Consider the following 19,713-nt stretch of genomic DNA (forward strand, 5'->3'; position numbering starts at 1 on the left):
TAAGCGGTTCCCGTAGACTCGTTCTGTCCCCATATACCGACACGATGTCGTCCCGTGCCCGTGTCCTGATCCTCAACGCCGCCCTCGGGCCACTCGACTACCGCGTGCCGGAAGGCATGGCCGTCGAACCGGGATCGGTCGTCGTTGCGCCGCTTGGACCCCGACAGCTGCTCGGCGTCGTATGGGAGGCGGAGCGGATGCCGTCGGATGCGGAGGTCGGCGACAACCGCTTGCGCAACCTGCTCGCCGTAGCCGACGTGCCGCCGCTCGGGGCTCCGTTGCGGCGGCTGGTCGAGTGGACGGCGGACTATTACCTCGCACCGGCGGCGTCGGTGCTGCGGATGACGCTCGCCTCGACTTCAGCGCTTGAGGGCGCGCGGACGGCGATCGAGTACCGGGCGACGGGCGTCGTGCCGCCGCGCCTGACACCACAGCGCGAACAGGCACTGGAACGGATCGCCGACCGCCAGGGCCTGATTCGCGAACTCGCCACGCTGGCGGAAGTCAGCGACGCGGTGATCCGCGGGCTGGCAAAGGTCGGTGCGATCGAGGCGGTCGAGGTGAGCATCGACAGCCCCTACCCCGTGCCCGATCCGCGCCATCACGAGCCTTCGCTGTCCGACGACCAGCGTGCGGCGGCCGACGCATTGGTCGCAGGGGTGGCCGAGCACGCGTTCCACCCGACTTTGCTCGACGGCGTCACGGGCTCAGGCAAGACCGAGGTCTATTTCGAGGCGATCGCACAAGCGATTCGCGATGGCCGCCAGACGCTCGTCCTGCTCCCCGAAATCGCATTGACCGAGCCTTTCCTGAAGCGCTTCCACGATCGGTTCGGGTGCGAGCCGATCGCGTGGCATTCCGGGCTTCGCTCGACCCAGCGACGACGGGCATGGCGGGCGATCGCGAGCGGCGAGGCATTGGTGACGGTCGGCGCGCGCTCGGCACTTTTCCTGCCCTACCGCGACCTCGGGCTGATCGTCGTCGACGAGGCGCACGAGACCAGCTTCAAGCAGGAAGAGGGCGTGCATTATCATGCGCGCGACGTCGCGGTGATGCGCGGCAAGTTCGAGGGCTGCCCGGTCATCCTCGCCTCCGCGACGCCGGCGATCGAGACTCGCCAGCAGGTCGCGACCGGGCGGTATGCGGAACTAAAATTGCCTGGCCGGTTCGGTGCGGCGGAGATGCCGACGATCGAGCCGATCGACCTGATCAAGGAGCCGCCCGAGCGCGGTCGCTGGCTGGCGCCGCGTCTGGTCAAGGCGATGCAGGCGACGCTGGAACGGCGCGAGCAGTCGTTACTGTTCCTCAACCGGCGGGGATATGCGCCGCTGACCTTGTGCCGGACCTGCGGGCATCGCTTCCAGTGCCCGAACTGCACCGCTTGGATGGTCGAGCATCGCCTCACGCGACGGTTGGCCTGCCACCACTGCGGCCACGCGGAGCCGACGCCGCGGGTCTGCCCCGAGTGCAAGGGGGAGGACACGCTGGTCGCCTGCGGACCCGGGGTCGAACGAATCGCCGACGAGGTAACGGCGCTGTTCCCCGAGGCGAAAACGGCCGTCGTCACATCGGACACGATCTGGTCACCGGCCAAGGCGGCGGAGTTCGTCGGGCGGATGGGAGCCGGCGATATCGACATCGTCGTCGGCACGCAGCTGGTGACGAAGGGGTATCACTTTCCGAACCTGACGCTGGTCGGGGTCGTCGATGCGGACCTGGGGCTGGACGGTGGCGACCTGCGGGCGGCGGAACGGACGTTCCAGCAGATCCGGCAGGTCTCGGGGCGTGCCGGGCGTGGCGAGAAGCCGGGTCACGTGTTCATCCAGACGCATAGTCCCGGCGCGCAGGTCATGCAGGCGCTGATCACCGGCGATGCGGATGCGTTCTACGCCGCCGAGACGGACGCGCGGAAGGATGCGGGCGCGCCGCCGTTCGGGCGGTATGCGGCGATCGTGGTGTCGTCGGAAGATCAGTCCTGCGCGCACGATACGGCCAAGCTGGTGGGTCGGAGCGCGCCGGAGGTCGAGGGGATGCACGTCTATGGCCCGGCGCCCGCGCCGCTGGCGATGTTGCGGGGGCGGCATCGGTACCGGCTGCTCGTCCATGCCAGGCGCGCACTCGACGTGCAGGACGTCATACGGGACTGGCTGGGAAAGCTGGAATGGCCTTCGAAGGTGCGAGTGACGGTCGACGTCGATCCGTATAACTTTTTGTGACCGGGCAGGAAACGCGGCCTTAACGCCTGCTGCCTATCCTTCCAGGATGTCGTCGGCCCGCATCGCCCCCATTCAATGGCTTCGCGCACTTGCAGCCACCCTCGTCTTGCTGATGCACGCGTCCGACATGATCGATTTCGGACCAGTTGCGCTGACCGGCAAGTTCGTACCGTCGGTCCCCAATCTGTCGATGTTCGGTGCGAGCGGGGTCGACCTGTTCTTCGTCATCAGCGGGTTCGTCATGGCGCAGTCGCTGGCGACCGCGGACGCTGATTCATGGCGGTTCCTGGCAAAGCGATGGTTGCGGATCGTACCGTTGTTCGCGTGCGTCAGCGCGGTCTACATGATGATCATGCACGACCCGTTGACCGTGCCGGCGGCGTGGATGTCGATCACCGTGCTGCCCGTTCTCGACGGAGCGGGCTACCATGTTCCCGCGCTGTATCCGGGCTGGACGCTCGGGTTCGAATTCGCGTTCTATGCCATCGTGGCGGTTGCCATGCGGGCGCCGCAGCGCCGCGTCGAAACGCTGCTGGCCCTCACGGTGGCGCTGGCGCTGATCGGCAGCGTCGTTCATCCCGTCTGGGCACCTTTGAGGCTGCTGCTGAACCCGCTCCTGCTCGAATTTGCGCTCGGCGTCGGTGTGTGGATGGCTTGGCGCAGCGGGATCAGCGCACGCTATGCGACGCCCGCGCTCGTCATCGGGACCGTACTGCTGGTGGTCGGGATCGCCTTCGGACTAGGCGTCCAGCTATCGCTTCAGATCGAGGTTGCCGTTGCCGGTACCTCGGGCCTCGCGCGGACCTGGACGTGGGGCATTCCCTGGGCACTGGTGGTAGTCGGGGTGATCGACACATCGGCGGAGGGACGGTTCGAGCGGATCGTCGCGCGCGTGGGCGATGCGTCCTATTCGACGTACCTGACCCATCCCTGCCTGATCGCGCTGCTCTGGATGGTCGGAGGCTATGCCCCAACCATGTCACCCTATCCGTTCGCGCTGGCGTTCATCGTCGCGTCGACGATCCTGGGACTGGCGGTGCATCGGTGGATCGAGCGGCCGCTGCTGGCGCGGTTGCGGCGTCGGCCGTCGGTATCGATCGGGCGAGTACCGGCGCTCGCCTGACGGGCGTTATTCGCCGGCGTGTTCGGCGAGGACGGTCAGGCCCTTGGCGTTGACCTCGGCGAAACCGCCCTTGATCGCGATGATCTCGGGCGTGCCGTTCTGCGTACGGAAGATCTGCACGCCGCCGTCGCGGACCGTCGACATGAACGGCGCGTGGCCTTCGAGGACGCCGAAGTCGCCTTCGGTGCCGGGGACGACGACCATGTAGACCTCCTCCGAGCGGACGAGCGTTTCTGGCGTGACGAGTTCGAAATGCAGCATGTCTGGGTCTCACTCCCCTCCCGCATGCGGGAGGGGCCGGGGGTGGGCTCGCGCCATCAGCGTCGCGCGACGTGGAGAGCGGGTGCCCACCCCCCAGCCCCCTCCCGCTTGCGGGAGGGGGAGCAGTAGTAGCTTACGCTTCCGAAGCCATCTTCTCGGCCTTGGCGACGGCTTCGTCGATGCCGCCGACCATGTAGAACGCCGCCTCGGGAAGGTGATCATACTCGCCCTCGACCACCGCCTTGAACGACCGGACGGTGTCCTCGAGCTGGACGAACTTGCCGCTGATGCCGGTGAAGACCTCGGCGACATGGAACGGCTGGCTCAGGAACTTCTGGATCTTCCGCGCACGCTGCACGGTGAGCTTATCCTCTTCGCTCAGTTCGTCCATGCCGAGAATCGCGATGATGTCCTGCAGCGACTTGTACTTCTGCAGCGTCGACTGGACCGCACGCGCAGTGTCGTAATGCTCCTGGCCGACGACGCGTGGCTCGAGCAGACGCGAGGTCGAGTCGAGTGGATCGACTGCCGGGTAAATGCCCAGCTCCGAGATCGCACGGTTGAGGTTGGTCGTGGCATCGAGATGCGCGAACGACGTCGCCGGTGCCGGATCGGTAAGATCGTCGGCCGGCACGTACACGGCCTGCACCGAGGTGATCGAGCCCTTGTTGGTCGACGTGATGCGCTCCTGCAGCGCGCCCATGTCGGTCGACAGCGTCGGCTGATAGCCCACTGCCGACGGGATGCGGCCGAGCAGTGCCGAAACCTCTGCGCCCGCCTGCGTGAAGCGGAAGATGTTATCGACGAAGAACAGCACGTCCTGGCCTTCGACGTCGCGGAAATACTCGGCGATCGTCAGGCCCGACAGCGCGACGCGAGCGCGTGCGCCTGGCGGCTCGTTCATCTGGCCGAACACCAGCGCGACCTTCGAGCCCTCCGACTGCGGATTGCCGTCGGCATCCTTGGCGATGACGCCTGCGTCGAGGAACTCGTGGTACAGATCGTTGCCCTCGCGGGTACGCTCGCCGACGCCGGCGAACACCGAGGTGCCGCCATGGCCCTTGGCGATGTTGTTGATCAGCTCCTGGATCAGCACGGTCTTGCCGACGCCGGCGCCGCCGAACAGGCCGATCTTGCCGCCCTTCGCATAGGGTGCGAGCAGGTCGATGACCTTGATGCCGGTGACCAGGATCGCGCTCTCGGTCGACTGGTCGACGAACAGCGGTGCCGAGGCGTGGATCGGGGCGGTCGTCTCTGCGCCGACCGGGCCACGCTCGTCGATCGGCTCGCCGATGACGTTGAGGATGCGGCCGAGCGTCTTCGGGCCGACCGGCACGCGGATCTGCGAGCCGGTGTCGGTGACGGTCTGGCCGCGGGTCAGGCCCTCGGTGGCGTCCATCGCGATCGTGCGAACGGTGTTCTCGCCGAGATGCTGCGCGACCTCGAGCACGAGCCGGTTGCCGTTATTGTCGGTTTCGAGCGCCGACAGAATGGCGGGCAAATTGTCGGGGAAATGCACGTCGACGACCGCACCGATGACCTGCGAGATGCGGCCGGTGTTGTTGGTGGCCTTGGGGGCGAGCGTGGTTCCGAGGGTCTCTGGGGCGGTTGCCATTGTCTGCTTCCTTGGACTTACTTGAGCGCTTCGGCGCCCGAGATGATTTCGACCAGCTCGGTCGTGATCGCGGCTTGGCGGGTACGGTTATACTGGATCGAGAGGCGCGTGATCATGTCGCCGGCGTTGCGCGTGGCGTTGTCCATCGCGTTCATGCGCGAGCCCTGCTCCGACGCCGCGTTTTCGAGCAGCGCGCGGAAAATCTGGATCGCGACGTTGCGCGGCAGGAGATCGGCGAGGATCGCTTCCTCGTCGGGCTCATACTCGACCACGGCTTCGGCGGGCGCGCCCGGCTTGGCTTCCGCACCGGGGATCGCCGAGAGCGGAATCGGGATGATCTGGATGCCGGTCGGCACCTGTACCAGCGCCGACACGAACTTCGCGTAGAACAGGTGCGCGACATCGAACTGGCCCTCGCCGAAGCGCTTGATCAGGTCTTCGGAGATTTCCTGCGCATCGCTGAACGCGAGCCGCTTGATCTGGCCCATCTCGTGATCGGCGAGGATGTCGTTCGGGAAGAAGCGCTTGATCACGCGCCCCTTCTTGCCGGCGACATAGAACTTCACGGTCTTGCCCGCCGCGATCAGCTCCTCGGCCTTGCGACGTGCCGCGCGGACGATGTTGGTGTTGAACGCACCGGCCAGGCCACGCTCCGACGTCGCGATGACGATCAGGTGGACCTGGTCCTTGCCGGTGCCCGCGAGCAGCGGCGACGCGCCCGGCGCGATACCGACGCGCCCCGCGAGGCTCGCCATCACCGCTTCGAGGCGCTCGGCATACGGACGCCCGGCGACCGCCGCGTCCTGCGCACGGCGCAGTTTCGCAGCCGCGACCATCTTCATCGCCTTGGTGATCTTCTGCGTCGACTTCACCGAGCCGATGCGGATCTTGAGGGCCTTAAGGCTCGCCATTCTCGTTCCCTTGTTCCCCCGCGAAGGCGGGGGCCCAGTCTGGGTCCCCGCCTTCGCGGGGACACAAGTTATTTATGCAAACGTCTTCGCGAACGCTTCGAGCGCTGCCTTCAGCTTGTCCTTCGCCTCGTTACCCAAGTCGCGGGTATCGCGGATCAGCTTCAGCACGTCGGCGTGGTTCGCGCGCATGTCCGCCAGCAGCGCCTGCTCGTAGCGGGTCACGTCGGCAACCGGCACCTTGTCGAGATAGCCGCTGGTGCCAGCGAAGATCGACACCGTCTGCTCTTCGAATGGCAGCGGCGAGAACTGGGCCTGCTTCAGCAACTCGGTCAGACGCGCGCCGCGGTTGAGCAGCTTCTGCGTCGACGCATCGAGATCCGACCCGAACTGCGCGAATGCCGCCATCTCGCGGTACTGCGCCAGCTCGAGCTTGATCGAGCCCGACACCTTCTTCATCGCCTTGGTCTGAGCGGCCGAACCGACGCGCGACACCGAAAGCCCCACGTTGATCGCCGGACGCACGCCCGAGAAGAACAGGTCGGTCTCGAGGAAGATCTGGCCGTCGGTGATCGAGATCACGTTGGTCGGGATGTACGCCGAAACGTCGCCCGCCTGCGTCTCGATGATCGGCAGCGCGGTCAGCGAGCCGCCGCCGTTCGCGTCCGACATCTTCGCCGCACGCTCGAGCAGACGGCTGTGGAGATAGAACACGTCGCCCGGATAGGCTTCACGGCCGGGAGGACGACGCAGCAGCAGCGACATCTGGCGATACGCGACCGCCTGCTTCGACAGATCGTCGTAGCAGATCAGCGCGTGCATGCCGCGATCGCGGAAATACTCGCCCATCGCGACACCGGTGTAAGGCGCGAGATACTGGAGCGGTGCGGGGTCCGACGCGGTCGCGGCGATGACGATGGTGTATTCCATCGCGCCGTTCTCTTCGAGCGTCTTGACCAGCTGAGCGACGGTCGACCGCTTCTGCCCGATCGCGACATAGACGCAATACAGCTTATTCGACTCGTCGTCGCCCGCGTTGGGGATCTTCTGGTTGATGAAAGCATCGATCGCGACGGCGGACTTGCCGGTCTGGCGATCGCCGATGATCAGCTCGCGCTGGCCGCGGCCGACGGGCACGAGTGCGTCGATCGCCTTGAGCCCGGTCTGGACCGGCTCGCTGACCGACTGGCGCGGGATGATGCCCGGTGCCTTGACCTCGACGCGGCTGCGCTCGGTGGTGTGGATCGGGCCCTTGCCGTCAATCGGGTTGCCGAGGCCGTCGACCACGCGGCCGAGCAGCTCCTTGCCGATCGGCACGTCGACGATCGTGCCGGTGCGCTTGACGATGTCGCCTTCCTTGATCTCGGAATCGCTCCCGAAGATCACGACGCCGACGTTATCGGCCTCGAGGTTGAGCGCCATGCCCTGCACGCCGTTCGAGAATTCGACCATCTCGCCGGCCTGGACGTTGTCGAGGCCGAAGATGCGCGCGATGCCGTCGCCGACGCTCAGCACCTGGCCGGTCTCGCTGACCTGGGCCTCGGTGCCGAAATTGGCGATCTGATCCTTGATGATCTTCGAGATTTCTGCGGCGCGGATATCCATTAGCTTAGCCCTTCATCGCGTGCGCGAGAGTGTTGAGACGCGTCTTGATCGACGAATCGATCATCTGGCTGCCGACGCGGACGACGAGTCCACCCAGCAACGATGGGTCGACGCTGAGGTCGACGGAAACTTCACGGCCGACGCGCTGGCGGAGCTGATGCTTCAGCTCGATCACCTGCTCGTCGGTCAGCGGATGCGCGGACGTCACCTCGGCGGCGATCTCGCCGCGATGCTGCGCGGCAAGTGTCCGGAATGCCTTGATGATCTTCGGCAGTGCGCCCAGCCGGTGGTTCTCGGCGAGTACGCCGAGGAAGCTCTTGGTGGTCGCATCGACGCCGAGTTCGTCGGCAACCGCGGAGACCGCCTTCACGGCAGCGCCACGCGACACCATCGGGCTGGACGTCAGCGTGCGGAAGTCCTCCGACTGCGCGAGCGCGTCTCGCACGTTCGCCAGGCTCGACTCGACCGCGTCGATCGTCTTCGCGTCACGCGCGAGTTCGAACAGGGCCAGCGCGTAACGCCCGCCTAAGCTCGCTTGAATACCGCCGGATGTCTCCACGGAACCTCTATCCTCGCCTGCAACGAATAACCGACCCAAAGGACGAGAGGGCGCGAAAGCACCTCTCCTGGGACGCGGCGCGGTTAGCATCGGGTTGTCGGATTGGCAACCCGGCGGGACGGTCGTGGGCACGGGTTTGTGACTGTTTTGTCATTGATCGAAGGTTGGAAGGTTACGATTCCGCCCCTCCCCGCCATCCCCGCGCAGGCGGGGATCCCTATCCTCCGGGCCCAGCGCTTTCACCGCACGGCCTGCCACTATGGGTTCCCGCCTCCGCGGGAATGACGGTATTGGGCAGACGTTACGACCAATCGACGAGGACGAGAGAATGACCGGCACGATGGAAACGATGACGATGTCCGACGGCGCCAGTGTCGCGGTCTATCACGCACAGCCGACCGGCGAGCGTCGCGGCGGCCTTGTACTGGTGCAGGAGATCTTCGGCGTAACCGACCACATCCGCGACCTCTGCGACGAATACGCCGCCGACGGTTACGAGGTCCTGGCCCCCGCCCTGTTCGACCGCGAGCATCCCGGTTTCGAGGCAGACTATTCGGGCGACGGCCTCGCCCGCGGCGTCGAGCTTGCGCGGCAACTCCACCCGTTCGACCTGTCGCTGAAGGACGTCCAGACCTGCATCGACACGCTCGCCCCCGCCGGGCCGGTGTTCGTGGTCGGCTATTGCTATGGCGGCTCGGTCGCGTGGTTCGCCTCGACCAAGCTGCACGGTGTCGCGGCGGCGAGCGGCTATTACGGCAGCATGATCCCGGCGGCGGCGGACGAGGAACCGAAGGTGCCGGTGATCCTCCACTTCGGTCGCCACGACCACGGTATCCCGATCGAGGGCGTCGAGCAGGTGATCGCCAAGGATTGGCCGAACGCGACGGTGTACGTCTATGAGGCAGGCCACGGGTTCAACTCGGACCGGCGGAAGGATTATCACGAGCCGAGTGCGGATCTTGCCAAGCAGCGGACGCTTGAACTGTTCCGCGCCAACGGCGGGTGATCACTGCCCTCCCAGTTTGGCGCCACCCCGGCGAAGGCCGGGGCCCAGTTGGGGGACGTCGCTAACGGAGGACACCCCTTCGTTATTGCCACCTTTCCAACTGGGCCCCGGCCTTCGCCGGGGTGGTGGCTATGGTAGAAGGCCGCGCGCAAACTGGCGCTACAAACGTAAACGCAGCCCCTACCTCCTTGTTCTCCCGCGAAGGCGGGAGCCCAGTCTGGGTCCCCGCCTTCGCGGGGAAACAATGCTCCCTCGCTCCTCCGAGATTACTCCGCTGGAAAATCCGCCCCAAGGCTATCCGCCTTGTGCGCCTCGATCTCCTTCAGCCGCTCCGCCAGTTTCTTCGTCACCGCGTCATATCCCCAAGCCCCCAGCACCAAGTGCCGCGGCGGGTTCGCATTCTCCGTCAGCGCGATCATCGCCTCGCCGGCCCGCACCGGGTCACCCGCCTGCGTCCCACTAACCTCCCGCGTACCGTCAAGCCGCTTCCCCGCCGTATCCGCATAGTCCGCGATGTTCACCGGCGTCTGCTTCAGCGAACGCCCGGCCCAATCCGTGCGGAACGGCCCCGGCTCGACGCAGGTCACGTCGATCCCAAGCGGCTTTACCTCGGCCAGCAACGCATCCGACCAGCCCTCGACTGCATGCTTCGACGCGGCGTAATAACCCGAGCCCGGGAACCCGACCTGACCCGCGACCGACGTAATGTTGATGATGTTGCCGCTCTTCTGCGCACGCATCACCGGCAGCACCGCGCGAGTCAGCGCGAACAGCCCGAACACGTTCGCATCGAACTGCGCGCGGATCTCGGACTCGACGCCCTCCTCGACCGACGCCTGATAGCCGTAGCCCGCATTGTTCACGAGCACGTCGATTCGACCGAACTTGGCCTTGGCCTGCGCGACCGCATCGTCGATCTGCGCCTGCTCCGTCACGTCGAGCGACAGCGCGAGCGCACGTTCCTCCGCACCCTCCGCCAGATCGGCGACGCGGTCGGCGTCCCGCGCGGTAACCACCGCCCGCCAACCGCGCGCGAGCACGAGCTTGGCGAGTTCGCGACCGAAACCGGTCGAGCAGCCGGAAATGAACCAGACGGGCGTGTCGGAGGCCATGAGACATCTTTCGTTAGGGGGGTATGCACGGAAGAACGGCCGGACCGCCGATTGGCTCCGCTTTGAGCGCAAGCCACGGGATGCGCGCGCGTCGCGACCGGCTATACCGATCCAATGAGCATCGCCCCCGACACCGAAGCCGCCTGGACAGCGTTCGAAGCCCGCGACCGCGCGTGGGACGGCCGGTTCGTCGTCGGCGTGAAGACCACCGGCATCTACTGCAAGCCAAGCTGTCCCGCGCGCCACCCCAAGCGCGAGAACGTCACTTTCCACCCCGATCCGCCGAGCGCTCGCGCCGCCGGTTTTCGCGCGTGTCTGCGCTGCACCCCGGACGAAGTCGGCCGCGACCGCATCGCCGTCGCCGCCGCGGTCGCGCTGCTCGAAACCGCTGAAGACCGTCTCTCGCTCGACGAGGTCGCCGCCAGAGTTGGCTACGCCCCGCACCACTTCCACCGCCTGTTCAAGCGCGCCACCGGCGTCACCCCTGCGGCCTACGCCCGCGCTTTGCGCACCGGGCGGGCGCGCGACGCTTTATCGGAGGACTCGACCGTGACCGAAGCGATCTACGACGCCGGCTATTCCGCCCCCAGCCGGTTCTACGAAGCCGACGCCAAGCGGCTCGGCATGCCCCCCAGCACCTGGGCGCGCGGCGGCGAAGGCGTCATGATTCGCTGGACGGTCGCCGACACGAGCTTGGGCGCCCTGTTCGTCGCCGCGACCGACAAGGGCCTGTGTCGCGTATCGTTCGACGAAGACGCCGACGAACTCCGCCGCCGCTTCCCAAACGCAACGATCGAGCCGGGCGACGAAGCCCTCGCGGACCTGGCAGCACACGTCGTCGCGGCCGTGGAATCCCCCGACCGCGATCAAGACCTCCCGCTCGACGTCCGAGGCACCGCGTTCCAAGAAGCGATCTGGCAAGCCCTACGCACCATCCCGATCGGTGAAACCCGCACCTACAGCGAACTCGCCGCGCTCGCCGGCCGCCCCGCCGCGGTCCGCGCCGCCGGCACCGCGTGCGGCCAAAACCCGGTCTCGATCGTCATCCCCTGCCACCGTGCGCAGCGCATCGGTGGCGCACTCGGCGGCTATGCGTACGGCCTCGACCGCAAGCGCGCACTGTTAGCCGCGGAAGCTCAGCGCGCCGACTTGCAGGAATAGACCAACTTCTCGTTCGGGAGCGGCGGCAATACCGCGCGGACCGCCGCCTGCTGGCCCGCAAGCCGCGCCAGCGCCGCATCGTCCATGTTGCACACGTTCGGCACGACGCCGCGCGCGGTCCGCGCCGCCTCCATTCCCGCCGCCGACATCAGATAGCGCGTGTTCGAATACACCCGCGTCGCCGGATCGAACGACAGCACGGACACGGTCTGCTCGGCATCGGGCACCAGCACGCGGTCCCATCGACCATTCGCGCCGACATATTGCGTCTTGCCGTTCACACACCCCTTCGCACCCCAGTCGATCGGCACGTCCTCGCTCGACGAGATCGTGATCCGGCTACGCTCCGGGATCAGCGTGCATATCAGCTTGCCAAGCGCGGCATCGGGCGTCGAAATCCGCGTCTTCGGCAGCGCCGACAGCGGCACGTCGACCTCGCCCGAAGGCCGCAGCACGAACACGACGATCGCGACCAGCACGCTTAACCCGCCGATACCCAGCGCCCAAACCGCCTGCCGTCTCTGCCCACGCGATTCGAGCAGCCCCGCGCTCCCGATCACCAGCGCCCCCGCCACCAGCAGCAGCCCGGCAAGCGCCATGACGTTCTCCCGTGCCCGCCCGGCCTCGGTCCGCGCCTTCTCCAGCGCGACCTCGCGAGTCATCGCATCCTGCGTCGCAGCATCGCGCTTGGCGGACGCCGCATCGGCGGTTGCCCGCGCATCCGCATCCGCGTCCTGCCGCAAGCGATCCTCGATCGAGGTGCACCCCGTCCCGATCGACGCGTAAGGTTGTTTCGCATCGTGGAGGAAGCCCGCCAGTTCGGTATCCGCAATCGCGAACCCGAACGTCGAATCGCCCTCCTCGCCGCGCGTGATCGCCGAGTTCACCCCGATCACCCGCCCGCATCGATCGAGCAAAGGCCCGCCTGAATTGCCGCGGGCGATACTGGCGGTGTGGAGCAGAACCTCAACACTGCTCAGCACGCGCCGGCCGGAGAGCACCCCCTCCGACCGCACCGGCGTCATCGGCCGAATATAATCCGCCGCCGACCGAGCGGTGGCGAGGTCGACGTTCCCCGGAAAGCCGAGCGACACGACCGGATCACCCTCGGTCATCGGCCCGGTATACAGCGCGCTCGGCGGTAGGCGCGCGCCGGTGAACTCGATCAGCGCCAGGTCGCGCTGTGAGTCGTACGCGATCACCTTGCCCTGGTAGGATTTGCTGCCCTCCGTAGGGACGATGCCGACGACGACGTTGTCGGGATAGCGCTCGGCGAGATCGACGACATGCGCGTTGGTGACGATCCGGTTGGGCGCGATCGCGAAGCCGCTGCCGTGGCCGAAGCCGACCACCTGGTCGTCGACCACCGCGATGGTCACGACGCGCACGACGCCGCGCCCGGTGGCGGCGATGTCGTCCGCAGACGCGGAGCTCGCCAACCCGAAGGTCAGCGCGAGAAGAAGCAGCAGGCGGATCATGCACCAGCCTTCGGGGAGTTCTTGACCGCGATCAACCCTTCGCGCTCACCGCGCGACATCCACCATTCCGGTTTGGTTAGCGAATTATCAAGCCTTGGCCCGTAACCCACTGGGTAATCATCCAGGGATTTGGGCATGAGCGCATTCGGGCGTCGTATTGGCATGAGCGGAGGGGGGCAGTCGGCCCGGCCAGCATTCGGCGTCGCACGGCCGATGCAGGGCAGCGGACCCGCGCCGCGGTCTGAGCCTGAAGGCGGGTCGCAATTCCCGCCGATCGAGTCCTTGCCGATGCCGGGCGAGACCGATGGCTTCGGCATGATGCCCGCGACGCAGATCGACGCGATGCAGCGACTGTCCGATCGTCAGAACGCGAGTGGCGAGGCCGGCAACAGCAAGGTCGAGGGCTTCGAACAGTCGATCCACAAGATCAAGGAACAGGTCCTTCCACGCCTGCTCGAACGCGTCGATCCGGAGGCGGCGGCGACGCTCGGCAAGGACGAACTCGCCGAAGAATTCCGCCCGATCATCGGCGAAGTGCTCGCCGAGCTGAAGCTGACGCTCAACCGCCGCGAGCAGTTCGCGCTGGAGAAGGTGCTGGTCGACGAGCTGCTCGGGCTCGGGCCGCTCGAGGAACTGCTGGCGGACCCGAACATCACCGACATCATGGTGAACGGCCCCGACCAGACCTATGTCGAGCGCAAGGGCAAGCTCGAACTCGCGCCGATCCAGTTCCGCGACGAGGAGCATCTGTTCCAGATCGCACAGCGCATCGTCAATTCGGTCGGCCGTCGCGTCGACCAGACCTCGCCGCTCGCCGATGCGCGTCTCAAGGACGGCTCGCGCGTCAACGTGATCGTACCGCCGCTGAGCTTGCGCGGCACGGCGATCTCGATTCGTAAGTTTTCGGCGAAACCGATCACGCTCGACATGATGGCGGGGTTCGGATCGATGTCGCCGAAAATGGCGACCGCGCTGAAGATCGCCGGCGCCTCGCGGTTCAACGTGGTCATCTCGGGCGGTACCGGCTCGGGCAAGACGACGATGCTCAACGCGCTGTCGAAGATGATCGACCCCGGCGAGCGCGTGCTGACGATCGAGGACGCCGCCGAGCTTCGCCTGCAACAGCCGCACTGGCTCCCGCTCGAAACGCGGCCTGCCAATCTGGAGGGCCAGGGCGAGATCTCGATCCGCGATCTCGTCAAGAACGCACTGCGTATGCGGCCGGACCGGATCATCCTGGGCGAAATTCGTGGCAGCGAGTGTTTCGACATGCTCGCCGCCATGAATACCGGTCACGACGGCTCGATGTGCACGCTCCACGCCAACTCCCCGCGCGAGGCGCTCGCGCGTATGGAGAACATGGTGATGATGTCCGACATCAAGGTGCCGAAGGAAGCCATCTCGCGCCAGATCGCCGACTCGGTCGAGCTGATCATCCAGGTGAAGCGCCTGCGCGACGGCTCGCGCCGGGTGACCAACATCACCGAGGTGATCGGCATGGAGGGCCCGGTGATCGTCACGCAGGAGCTGTTCAAGTTCGAGTATATGGACGAGTCGGCGGACGGGAAGATCCTGGGTGAATACCGCTCGATGGGGTTGCGGCCGTATACGCTGGAGAAGGCGAAGCAGTTCGGGTTCGACCAGGCATATCTGGAGGCGTGCCTGTAGGTCTGATTCTCGCGTCGCCTACCACCCAATGCCACCCCGGCAGAGGCCGAGGTCCAGTTGGAAAGGTGGTCATAACTTAGCGCCGTCCGCTGTCATCACCGTCCCCCAACTGGGCCCCGGCCTCCGCCGGGGTGGTGTTCTGTTTGCGCGTTGAGTGCATCCCGAACTGTTCGTTGGGCTGGTCTCGGCACGCTAGTTCGCCGGGCTGATTGCAAGACCGTTCAAGCCACTGCACGCCCCTCCTACCATTTCCTCGCGAACGCGGGAGCACAGGTGTTACGAACGCCTCCGCCTGTGACCCTGGCCCCCCGCGTTCGCGGGAGAACAATTATTGTTTTGCCAGGCCAAATTTGACTGGATCAAGATAAAGCGCGCCGTGCCAAGAGGATACTGCTCGCAGGCAAGCACGCCGCATCGCTATCCACCCCGTCTCCGCCCCGCCCTGGCGAAGCCCCCGCTTGTACCCGTCCACCGACCCGCTAGGGGACAGCGCCACATGCGTCGTGCCCTGCTCACCCTCGTCCCGCTGATCGGGGTCCTCTTCGTATCAGCGCGCGAGCCCTCTAAATCCGCTCCGGCATCCGCGACCTCCCCCGCCGCGCGCGACCGCGGCGTGTACGATCTCGCGGCGGACGCCGAAGCCCGCTGGATCCCGTTCGACCTCACCCCCGGCAACCAGATCCGCTTCAAGATGCAGCTCGACGGCCGCGACGTGACCGCGATCCTCGACACCGGCGTCAGCTTCACGCTGCTCGCCAAGACCTCCCCCGCGGTCGATCCCGCCAAGCTGGTCGCGGGTGGCAGCGCGACCGCGATCGGCGGGTCGGTCGCACTCGGCTGGATGCCGACGCGCTCGGTCGCGCTCGGTGGCCTTGCGCGGACCGGTGGCGGCGTGACCGTCGCCGACCTGCCCGCGATCGCTACCGGCAGCGCCTCCGCGGTCGACCTGCTGGTCGGTGCCGACATGCTCGCCGGCCATGCGCTCGACATCGATTACGCCGCCAAGCGCTTCCGCCTGCTCCGCTCCGGCCGCCTGCCGTTCAAGGGCGAGAACGCACCGCTGCGCGTCTCCGCCGAACGCAGCGTGTATGAAAGCGCGCTCACGCTGGGCGGCCGGCGCCTCGCGCCGATCGTGGTCGATACCGGCGACGGCTCGTCGATCACCGTCACTGCGGCGGGATGGCAGGCGGCGGATCTGAAGGCGTTGCGCACCACCAGCGCGATCGCGTTCGGGCTCGCCGGCCCGGCAGTCAGCGGCCTTGCGATCGTTCCCGAGATTGGCGTCGGCGAGATGATCGCGCGCGAGGCCGAGGTTCGGATCGAACCCGCAGACGGCTTCTCGCAGGCGATCGGCACCGCCGGGCGGATCGGCTCCGGCTTCCTCCAGAATTACCGCGTCCTGCTCGATCCCGGCGCACGGCGGATGGTGCTCAGCCGAGGTCCCAAGGCCGACCTGCCGCCGCCGCGTTCGACCAGTGGCCTGCTCATCGGCATCGAAAAGGACCGACTGAAAGTCCTTCACGTGATGCGCGGCGGCCCGGCGGCGGCATCGGGCTGGAAGGACGGCGACCTGATCTGCACGATCGACGGCACGCCCGTGACCACCGGCTATTCGACGAGCCCGATCGCATCATGGACGGCGGGCATGCCCGGCCGGGTCGTGACGCTCGGACTGTGCGACGGCACCATACGCAAGCTCGAATTGACGCATTTTTATTAGGACTGCCCATGTTTAGCCTGCGTCACCGATCGGGGCAGGCAATCTTGCTGCTCCTCGTCGCCTTCGCCCTCCGTAGTCCGTTCTTCGGCAATCCGGTGATCCATAGCGACGAGCAATTCTACCTGCTGGTCGGCGATCGCCTGCTGCACGGCGCATGGCCATTCGTCGACATCTTCGATCGCAAGCCGGTCGGCCTGTTCCTGATCTTCGCCAGCATCCGCAGCGTCGGCGGCGATGGCGTGCTGATGTACCAGCTTGCCGCGACGCTCGTCGCCACCGCCACGGCATTCCTGGTCGCGCGGATCGTCAGCCGCCTGTCCTCCGATGACGCGAACCCGGTGGCGAGCGTCGGCGCGGCGCTGATCTATCTCGTCTGGATCATCGTGTTCGACGGTGCGGGCGGGCAGTCGGCAATATGGGGCAATGCCTTGATGGCGGCTGCCGCGCTGATGGTACTCGATACGACCCGCGGCCACCGGCATATCTCCTTGCGCGGTGCCGGGGCGATGCTGCTGATCGGCCTGGCGATGCAGATCAAATACACCGCGATGTTCGAGGGGATCTTCTTCGGCCTGACGCTGGTGTGGGCCGCGTATCGCGAGGGGCGGTCGATCGGTCGCCTGGCGGCCGATGCCGCCTTGTGGATCGGCGCAGCTTTGTTCCCGACCGCGCTTGCCTGGATAGTCTATGCCGCGGCCGGCCACGGCGACGCCTTCGTCTTCGCCAATTTCCTGTCGATCTTCGGTCAGCAGGACGACGACACGCTCAGCTCAAACCTGCTGAAGCTGCTGGGCGGCGTGAGCATGAGCCTGCCGCTCGCCTGGCTTGCATGGCGGGGCCGTCGGACGGGAAGCTTCGCGCTCGGATGGCTCGCGGCGGCGGTGATCGCGATCCTCATCATGCACACGTTCGAGCTGCTCTACCTGCTGCCCCTCGCGCTGCCGCTGTCGGTCGCCGCCGGCACGGGGCTGAGCGGCCCGACGATCCGCACGACCATCTTCCGCCTTGCCGCCGTGCTGGTGTTCGGCGCGCTGGCGGCGACCGTCATGACCAGCATCCGCATCGGACGGCGCGGCAATGCGCACCAGATCGCGCAGCTCGTCCAGATGATCGGCCAGCAACCCCGCGGCTGCATGTTCGCCTATGGCAGCGAGCCGATCCTCTATTTCCTGACCCGGTCCTGCCTGCCGACGCCCTATATCTTCCGCAGCCATCTTGGCCAGACGGCCGAATCGCACGGCACGGGGATCGATCCGGTCGTGGAAGTCGCGCGTCTGCTCGCAGCCCGGCCCGGCGTGATCGTCGTACGCGCGCCCAAGCCCACCACGAACCTCGCGACCCAGGCGCTGGTACTGCGCGCGATCGCCACGCGGTATCGACTGGTCGGCTCGGTGAAGATCGGCGGGTTGCCGCAGAGCGTCTATCGCCTGCGTACCGACGCTACCCGATGACGAGGCGCGGTTACCTCAGGTCTTGAACGCGAGGCCGATCGTCACCGCAAGTCCGATCAGCGCCAGCATCTGGACGGTCGGCCAGTCGACCCAGCCCACCGAATCCGGATCGCGCCGACGTCGCCGTCTACGTTCGCCCAGCCCGGCGGCGACGGCCAGTACGGCCAGTCCGCCGCTCACACTCCACAAAACCTGGGCCATCGTTCAGCCGAGCTTCTCGACCTTTTCCTGCAACTTGGCGAGTTCGTTGCGCAGCGCGGCGATCTCGTCGTCCTTGCTGGCGGCGGGTGCAGGCGCAGGTGCGGGCGGCGTCATCGCCTGTGTTGCGGCGTCGAACATTTCGAGGTTGCGCTTGGCGATGTCGGCGAACGGCGAATTCGCGAACGCGCCCTCGACGGCGGACTTGAACTGGTCGTGATTGCGGCGGAAGCTGTCCATCGACGCCTCGAGATACCCCGGCACCATCGTCTGCATCGAGTCGCCATACATCGAGATCAGCTGGCGCAGGAAGTTCACCGGCATCATCGTCTCGCCGCGGCTCTCCTCCTCCATGATGATCTGCGTGAGGACGTTGTGCGTGATGTCCTCGTCGGTCTTCGCATCGACCACCTTGAAGTCGCGTCCCTCGCGAGTCATCGTCGCGAGATGATCGAGCGTGATGTAGGATGACGACTCGGTGTTATAGAGCCGCCGGTTTGCGTACTTCTTGATAATGACGATTCCGTCGGCAGCCTTTTGCTTCTTCATGGATCCCCCGTCTTATGTTTGAAACGGAGGCTACAGTCTTTGATGACGCACCGCAACAAGGTCCGAGGCCCTTACCCTTGTTCCTTTCCGTGCTGCGCAACGAGACTGCAGCATCGCCGGAACGCATGGCCCGCGCGCTAGCGGGATTGCGCGCTTATCAGAGCGCACCGCGAGAGGAACGCCCCGTTCCGCGGCCTGCGATCCACCGCGCAGGCCGGGTCGCGCTGCGCGATTACGGCGGCGAAGGGCGTCCCGTCGTGTTCATCCCATCGTTGATAAACCCGCCCGACATCCTCGATCATTCGCCCGAGTCTTCGCTGGTGCAATGGATCGCCAAGCAAGGATTCCACGTTTGCCTGGTCGACTGGGGATCACCCGGCATCGAGGACCGCGACCTCGATCTGGCGGCGCATGTCGAGCGGTTGCTGGTTCCGCTGTTGCGCGCACTGCCCGAGCCGCCGGTACTGGTCGGCTATTGCCTCGGCGGCACGCTCGCGCTGGGCGCCGCTGCGATCACGCCCACCGCCGGTGTGGCGACGATCGCCGCCCCGTGGCACTTCGCTGGTTATGGCGAAGGCCGTCCCACGCTCTCCGCGACCTGGGCCGCGGTCCAGCCCGCCGCCGCGATGCTCGGCCTGCTCCCGATGGAAGTGCTCCAGGCCGGCTTCTGGCAACTCGACCCTGCGCGCACGATCGCCAAATACGAAGCCTTCGCGGACCTCGCCCCAGACAGCGACGCGGCCCGCGCATTCGTCCGGCTCGAGGACTGGGCCAACGCAGGCGCGCCCCTCCCCTATGCCGCCGCCGCGTCGCTGTTCGAGGACTGCATCGCCAACGACCTGCCCGGCAAAGGCGGCTGGGTCATCGCCGGCACCCCGGTCGACCCGCTGGCGCTCACCTGCCCCACGGTCGAGTTCGTATCGCTAAGCGATCGCATCGTCCCCGCCGCCACCGCGATCGGCCTCGCCGACCGCCGCGATCTTGGCGCAGGCCATGTCGGCATGATCGTCGGCCGTTCCGCTCGCTCGCGCCTATGGGAACCGCTCGCCAACTGGATCGCCGCGCTCGGCTGACCTACATGGG

17 protein-coding genes are annotated in these 19,713 nt (G+C 66.6%); 8 read left to right on the forward strand and 9 right to left on the reverse strand.

The genetic code is table 11. The annotated features are described in order from the left end of the window. The first annotated feature begins 44 nt into the window (after nucleotides 1-44). Nucleotides 45-2,216: a primosomal protein N' gene (locus AC1MH0_RS07215; protein ID WP_480965319.1), complete on the forward strand. Its 2,172-nt coding sequence runs from the start codon at nucleotides 45-47 to the stop codon at nucleotides 2,214-2,216. A gap of 46 nt (nucleotides 2,217-2,262) precedes the next feature. Then, nucleotides 2,263-3,339, forward strand: a complete 1,077-nt coding sequence (locus AC1MH0_RS07220) for an acyltransferase family protein (RefSeq protein WP_480965320.1) — start codon at nucleotides 2,263-2,265, stop codon at nucleotides 3,337-3,339. Between the two features lie 6 nt (nucleotides 3,340-3,345). Here AC1MH0_RS07220 and AC1MH0_RS07225 read toward each other — a convergent pair whose 3' ends face one another. The 5 genes from AC1MH0_RS07225 to AC1MH0_RS07245 all read right to left on the reverse strand — a co-directional run bounded on the left by AC1MH0_RS07225 (nucleotide 3,346) and on the right by AC1MH0_RS07245 (nucleotide 8,287). Beyond that, complete coding sequence (locus AC1MH0_RS07225) at nucleotides 3,346-3,600, reverse strand: ATP synthase F1 subunit epsilon (RefSeq protein WP_480965321.1); 255 nt, start codon at nucleotides 3,598-3,600, stop codon at nucleotides 3,346-3,348. A 133-nt stretch (nucleotides 3,601-3,733) separates the two neighbouring features. After that, nucleotides 3,734-5,215, reverse strand: coding sequence for a F0F1 ATP synthase subunit beta (gene atpD, locus AC1MH0_RS07230; RefSeq protein ID WP_056488474.1), 1,482 nt, complete (start codon nucleotides 5,213-5,215; stop codon nucleotides 3,734-3,736). Nucleotides 5,216-5,232: 17 nt separating this feature from the next. Beyond that, a complete protein-coding gene (locus AC1MH0_RS07235) occupies nucleotides 5,233-6,126 on the reverse strand; it encodes a F0F1 ATP synthase subunit gamma (RefSeq protein ID WP_056065178.1) in 894 nt (297 codons plus the stop codon). 72 nt (nucleotides 6,127-6,198) lie between these two features. Beyond that, entirely contained in the window at nucleotides 6,199-7,728 is a 1,530-nt protein-coding gene (gene atpA, locus AC1MH0_RS07240) for a F0F1 ATP synthase subunit alpha (RefSeq protein WP_480965322.1), read from the reverse strand. Nucleotides 7,729-7,732: 4 nt separating this feature from the next. Next, complete coding sequence (locus tag AC1MH0_RS07245) at nucleotides 7,733-8,287, reverse strand: F0F1 ATP synthase subunit delta (protein WP_121905252.1); 555 nt, start codon at nucleotides 8,285-8,287, stop codon at nucleotides 7,733-7,735. Between the two features lie 328 nt (nucleotides 8,288-8,615). On the opposite strand from AC1MH0_RS07245, the gene AC1MH0_RS07250 reads away from it, so the two are divergent. After that, nucleotides 8,616-9,293: a dienelactone hydrolase family protein gene (locus AC1MH0_RS07250; protein ID WP_480965323.1), complete on the forward strand. Its 678-nt coding sequence runs from the start codon at nucleotides 8,616-8,618 to the stop codon at nucleotides 9,291-9,293. Nucleotides 9,294-9,559: 266 nt separating this feature from the next. Here AC1MH0_RS07250 and AC1MH0_RS07255 read toward each other — a convergent pair whose 3' ends face one another. Further along, the gene (locus tag AC1MH0_RS07255; RefSeq protein WP_480965324.1) at nucleotides 9,560-10,405 is read right to left on the reverse strand and encodes an oxidoreductase; all 846 of its coding nucleotides are present in this window, start codon (nucleotides 10,403-10,405) and stop codon (nucleotides 9,560-9,562) included. 114 nt (nucleotides 10,406-10,519) lie between these two features. On the opposite strand from AC1MH0_RS07255, the gene ada reads away from it, so the two are divergent. Then, nucleotides 10,520-11,566 (forward strand): bifunctional DNA-binding transcriptional regulator/O6-methylguanine-DNA methyltransferase Ada, encoded by a 1,047-nt coding sequence (gene ada / locus AC1MH0_RS07260; protein WP_480965325.1) that lies wholly within the window; start codon nucleotides 10,520-10,522, stop codon nucleotides 11,564-11,566. Here the strand turns inward: ada and AC1MH0_RS07265 are convergent. Beyond that, the gene (locus AC1MH0_RS07265) at nucleotides 11,542-13,044 is read right to left on the reverse strand and encodes a S1C family serine protease (RefSeq protein ID WP_480965326.1); all 1,503 of its coding nucleotides are present in this window, start codon (nucleotides 13,042-13,044) and stop codon (nucleotides 11,542-11,544) included. The two genes, ada and AC1MH0_RS07265, sit on opposite strands and share 25 nt — an antisense overlap. 135 nt (nucleotides 13,045-13,179) lie before the next feature. On the opposite strand from AC1MH0_RS07265, the gene AC1MH0_RS07270 reads away from it, so the two are divergent. The 3 genes from AC1MH0_RS07270 (at nucleotide 13,180) to AC1MH0_RS07280 (ending at nucleotide 17,883) form a co-directional block, all read left to right on the forward strand. Then, on the forward strand, nucleotides 13,180-14,712 hold the full coding sequence (locus AC1MH0_RS07270) for a TadA family conjugal transfer-associated ATPase (RefSeq protein WP_480965327.1): 1,533 nt from the start codon (nucleotides 13,180-13,182) through the stop codon (nucleotides 14,710-14,712). A gap of 496 nt (nucleotides 14,713-15,208) precedes the next feature. Beyond that, entirely contained in the window at nucleotides 15,209-16,432 is a 1,224-nt protein-coding gene (locus AC1MH0_RS07275; protein ID WP_480965328.1) for a hypothetical protein, read from the forward strand. An 8-nt stretch (nucleotides 16,433-16,440) separates the two neighbouring features. Further along, nucleotides 16,441-17,883 (forward strand): hypothetical protein, encoded by a 1,443-nt coding sequence (locus tag AC1MH0_RS07280; protein WP_480965329.1) that lies wholly within the window; start codon nucleotides 16,441-16,443, stop codon nucleotides 17,881-17,883. 15 nt (nucleotides 17,884-17,898) lie between these two features. Here AC1MH0_RS07280 and AC1MH0_RS07285 read toward each other — a convergent pair whose 3' ends face one another. Together AC1MH0_RS07285 and phaR are read right to left on the reverse strand one after the other, a co-directional pair. Then, on the reverse strand, nucleotides 17,899-18,084 hold the full coding sequence (locus AC1MH0_RS07285; RefSeq protein ID WP_480965330.1) for a hypothetical protein: 186 nt from the start codon (nucleotides 18,082-18,084) through the stop codon (nucleotides 17,899-17,901). Between the two features lie 3 nt (nucleotides 18,085-18,087). Continuing rightward, a complete protein-coding gene (gene phaR / locus AC1MH0_RS07290; protein ID WP_056065197.1) occupies nucleotides 18,088-18,630 on the reverse strand; it encodes a polyhydroxyalkanoate synthesis repressor PhaR in 543 nt (180 codons plus the stop codon). Between the two features lie 125 nt (nucleotides 18,631-18,755). On the opposite strand from phaR, the gene AC1MH0_RS07295 reads away from it, so the two are divergent. Beyond that, a complete protein-coding gene (locus AC1MH0_RS07295) occupies nucleotides 18,756-19,703 on the forward strand; it encodes an alpha/beta fold hydrolase (protein WP_480965331.1) in 948 nt (315 codons plus the stop codon). The last annotated feature ends 10 nt before the right edge of the window (nucleotides 19,704-19,713 follow it).

Source organism: Sphingomonas sp. AP28 (genome assembly GCF_056680455.1).

Bases quoted from the DNA above. Each gene is read 5' to 3' on its own strand.
- AC1MH0_RS07235 (WP_056065178.1), bottom strand. From the start codon at position 6,126: ATGGCGAGCCTTAAGGCCCTCAAGATCCGCATCGGCTCGGTGAAGTCG.
- AC1MH0_RS07275 (WP_480965328.1), top strand. From the start codon at position 15,209: ATGCGTCGTGCCCTGCTCACCCTCGTCCCGCTGATCGGGGTCCTCTTC.
- AC1MH0_RS07285 (WP_480965330.1), bottom strand. From the start codon at position 18,084: ATGGCCCAGGTTTTGTGGAGTGTGAGCGGCGGACTGGCCGTACTGGCC.
- atpD (WP_056488474.1), bottom strand. From the start codon at position 5,215: ATGGCAACCGCCCCAGAGACCCTCGGAACCACGCTCGCCCCCAAGGCC.
- AC1MH0_RS07295 (WP_480965331.1), top strand. From the start codon at position 18,756: ATGGCCCGCGCGCTAGCGGGATTGCGCGCTTATCAGAGCGCACCGCGA.
- phaR (WP_056065197.1), bottom strand. From the start codon at position 18,630: ATGAAGAAGCAAAAGGCTGCCGACGGAATCGTCATTATCAAGAAGTAC.
- AC1MH0_RS07255 (WP_480965324.1), bottom strand. From the start codon at position 10,405: ATGGCCTCCGACACGCCCGTCTGGTTCATTTCCGGCTGCTCGACCGGT.
- AC1MH0_RS07265 (WP_480965326.1), bottom strand. From the start codon at position 13,044: ATGATCCGCCTGCTGCTTCTTCTCGCGCTGACCTTCGGGTTGGCGAGC.
- AC1MH0_RS07270 (WP_480965327.1), top strand. From the start codon at position 13,180: ATGAGCGCATTCGGGCGTCGTATTGGCATGAGCGGAGGGGGGCAGTCG.
- AC1MH0_RS07215 (WP_480965319.1), top strand. From the start codon at position 45: ATGTCGTCCCGTGCCCGTGTCCTGATCCTCAACGCCGCCCTCGGGCCA.
- AC1MH0_RS07220 (WP_480965320.1), top strand. From the start codon at position 2,263: ATGTCGTCGGCCCGCATCGCCCCCATTCAATGGCTTCGCGCACTTGCA.
- AC1MH0_RS07250 (WP_480965323.1), top strand. From the start codon at position 8,616: ATGACCGGCACGATGGAAACGATGACGATGTCCGACGGCGCCAGTGTC.
- atpA (WP_480965322.1), bottom strand. From the start codon at position 7,728: ATGGATATCCGCGCCGCAGAAATCTCGAAGATCATCAAGGATCAGATC.
- AC1MH0_RS07280 (WP_480965329.1), top strand. From the start codon at position 16,441: ATGTTTAGCCTGCGTCACCGATCGGGGCAGGCAATCTTGCTGCTCCTC.
- ada (WP_480965325.1), top strand. From the start codon at position 10,520: ATGAGCATCGCCCCCGACACCGAAGCCGCCTGGACAGCGTTCGAAGCC.
- AC1MH0_RS07225 (WP_480965321.1), bottom strand. From the start codon at position 3,600: ATGCTGCATTTCGAACTCGTCACGCCAGAAACGCTCGTCCGCTCGGAG.